3 protein-coding genes are annotated in these 3,199 nt (G+C 69.2%); all 3 read left to right on the top strand.

Translation table 11 applies throughout. The annotated features are described in order from the left end of the window. On the top strand, positions 1-1,453 hold a 1,453-nt coding region (locus tag AB3X43_RS06600; RefSeq protein WP_473965072.1), incomplete at its 5' end, for a mannitol dehydrogenase family protein. A gap of 47 nt (positions 1,454-1,500) precedes the next feature. Then, positions 1,501-2,514, top strand: a complete 1,014-nt coding sequence (locus AB3X43_RS06595) for a TRAP transporter substrate-binding protein (RefSeq protein ID WP_473965071.1) — start codon at positions 1,501-1,503, stop codon at positions 2,512-2,514. 37 nt (positions 2,515-2,551) lie between these two features. Next, the coding region (locus AB3X43_RS06590; protein WP_369429065.1) for a TRAP transporter small permease at positions 2,552-3,199 on the top strand (648 nt) is incomplete at its 3' end.

The following is a 3,199-nucleotide window of genomic DNA, read 5'->3' as shown; positions in this document are numbered from 1 at the left end:
CAACGCCCGCCTTTCGGCCGATGTGCAGCTCCCCCGCTACGATCGCAGCGCCCTGCGCAGCGGCATCGTGCACCTGGGCCTGGGCGCCTTCCACCGGGCCCACCAAGCGCTCTACACCGAAGCGGTGCTGAACGACGGCGACCTGCGCTGGGGGATTGTCGGCGTGCACCTGCGCGGCCGCCGGCTGGCCGACGTGCTGCGCACCCAGAACCAGCTCTGGTCAGTGACCGAACGCCATGCCGAGCAAGCCCGCACCCAGGTCGTCGGTGCGCTGCGCGCGGCGCTGTTCGCGCCGGAGCAGGGCGAAGCGGTGCTGACCGCACTGGCCGACCCGGGCGTCCACATCGTCACCACCACCGTCACCGAGAAGGGCTACAGCTTCCAGCCAGCCACCGGCGAGCTGGACCTGAACGACGCCGACCTGCAGCACGACCTGCGCCACCCCGACACCCCGCGCAGCACGCTGGGCGTGCTGGCTGCCGGCCTGCTGCGCCGCCCGGCCACGGCGCCGATCACCGTGGTCTGCTGCGACAACATGGCCGCCAACGGCGACAAGCTGGCGCAGTTGCTGCTGCAATACGCCGAGCGCGCCTGCCCGATGCTGCTGGCGCGGCTGGCGGATGGACGCATCGTTTTTCCCAACACCATGGTGGACCGCATCGTGCCCGCCGCCACGCCCGCGTCGCTGGACTGGGCCGCGCAGCGACTGGGGCTGCGCGACGAGGCCGCCATCATCTGCGAGCCATTCACCCAATGGGTCATCGAAGACCGCTTCGCCGGCCCGCGGCCCGCCTGGGAGGCGGCCGGCGCGCTGCTCACCGGCGACGTGCGTCCTTTCCAGGCCATGAAGCTGCGTCTGCTCAACGGCAGCCACTCGGCCATCGCCTATCTGGGCCAGCTGCGCGGCCGCGAGACCGTGGCCGAAGCCATGGCCGACCCACTGATCCGCGGTGCCGTGCGCGGCCTGATGCTGGACGACCTGCTGCCCTCGGTGGCCGTGCCCGCCGGCTTCGATGCCCTCGCCTACTGCGAACAGTTGCTGCACCGCTTCGACAACCCGGCACTGGCCCACCGCACCGAACAGATCGCGATGGACGGCACCCAGAAAGTGGCCGTGCGCTGGCTGCCCACGCTGCGCGAGCGGCTGGCCGCCGGCGCCAGCTGCCCCTGGGTAGAGCGCGCACTGGCCGCCTGGCTGCACTACCTGATGCACGAGCGGGCGGAGCACGGTCAGCGCCTGGTGGTGAGCGATCCCGGTGCAGCGGCCCTGGCCGCCGTGCTGCGCCAACCGCTGTCCCCCGAAGGCGTGGCCATGGCCGCGCTGCACCATGCGCCGGTCTTCGGCGTCGAGCCCTGGCCAGCCGAGCTGGCCCGGCGACTGGGCCAGCATCTGGCCACCTTGCAGGCTGGCGGCACCGGAGCCTTGCTGGCCACGGCCTCCGCTCACCCCTGATTCACCCTACAGGCGCAGCACCGCGCCGACCACTCTGGAGACTTGAGATGGCACTGAACCGCAGACAATTTGGATCGCTGGCCGCATCGATGGGCCTGGGGGCTTCGGTTTTCAACCCGGTGCGTGCCCAGGGCGCACAGATCACCCTGAAATACGGCACCGCCTTTCCGGCCGACCATCCGGGTACCCTGCGCATCAAGGAAGCGGCCGAGGCCGTGCGCAAGGACACCGGCGGCAAGGTGGATCTGCAGGTCTACCCGGCCAGCCAGCTGGGCAGCGAGCCGGACATGATCTCGCAGGTCCGTGCGGGCGCCATCGACCTGATGTCCACCGCCGGCACCAACCTGCAGACCCTGGTGCCCACCGCCGGCATCAACGGCGTGGCCTTCGCGTTCAAGGACTACGCTGCGGTCTGGGCAGCGATGGACGGCGAGCTGGGCGGTCATGTGCGTGGCGCGCTGGCCAAGGTCGGCCTGCAGGCCTTCGACAAGGTGCTGGACAACGGCTACCGCAACATCACCACCGCCAGCAAGGCGATCGTCACGCCGGCCGACCTGAAGGGGTTCAAGATCCGCGTGCCCGGCATTCCGATGTGGCTGTCGATGTTCAAGGCCCTGGGCGCTTCGCCCACCGCCATTCCCTTCGGTGAACTGTATTCGGCGCTGCAGACCAAGGTGGTCGATGGGCAAGAGAACCCGCTGGCACTGATCCAGAGCGCCAAGCTCTACGAAGTGCAGAAGTTTTGTTCGCTGACCGGCCACACCTGGGACGGCCACTTCATCTTCGGCAACGCCCGGAAGCTGCAGTCGCTGCCCAAGGAAGTGCAGGACGCGCTGAACACCCACCTGACCACCGCCGCCCTGCGCCAGCGCGAGGACATCGCCCGCCTGAACAAGGACGCCGAAGGCGTGCTGACCAAGGCGGGCATCACGTTCAACCACCCGGACACCACGCCCTTCCGCGAGATGCTGCGCAGCGCCGGTTTCTACACCGAGTGGAAAACCAAGTTCGGCGACGAGGCCTGGGCCAAGCTCGAGAAGTACGCCGGCCGCCTGGCCTGACGCGTCCCCGTCCTGTTCCCTCGCATTGCAGCACCCCATGGATCACCAAGCCTCTTCCCGACCCACCGCCAGCGGCAAGCCCTGGCTGGACCGTTTCGACCGACTCGTCGGCCTGGTCAGCGAAGGCCCCGCCGCCGCGCTGGTGCTGGCCGAGGTGCTGATCCTCGGGGGCGGTGCGCTGTCCCGCTACGCGCTGCATGCGCCGCTGCCCTGGTCGGATGAACTGGCCAGCATCCTGTTTGTCTGGCTGGCCATGCTGGGCTCGGTGATCGCGCTGCGGCGCGGCACCCACATGCAGCTGACCACCTTCGTCAAGAACCTCTCGCCCGCGCGCCGGGCCTGGCTGGATGCACTGGGCATGTTCATGGTGATGGCCTTCCTCACGCTGCTCATCCACCCGGCCTGGGAGCAGTTCCATGACGACCTGCAGGTGACCACGCCGACGCTGGAGATCAGCGAGGGCTGGCGCAAGGCCTCGGTGCTGGTCGGCGCGGTGCTGATGCTGATCACCGCCACCACGCGCCTGCTGCAGCGGGCCAGCTGGCGGCAGATCGGCCAGACCGGTGCGCTGGTGGCCGTGGCCGCGGTGCTGCTGTGGTTCTCGGGCACCCACCTGATGGCCATGGGCCACCTGAACCTGCTGGTGTTCTTCGTCTTCCTGCTGATGTTCTGCATCGTGATCGGC

This window comes from Sphaerotilus sp., assembly GCF_041083715.1.
Lineage (GTDB): Bacteria > Pseudomonadota > Gammaproteobacteria > Burkholderiales > Burkholderiaceae_C > Sphaerotilus.
The sequence above is the reverse complement of the archived record's forward strand: the minus strand, read 5'-3'. Positions and strand labels throughout refer to the sequence as shown.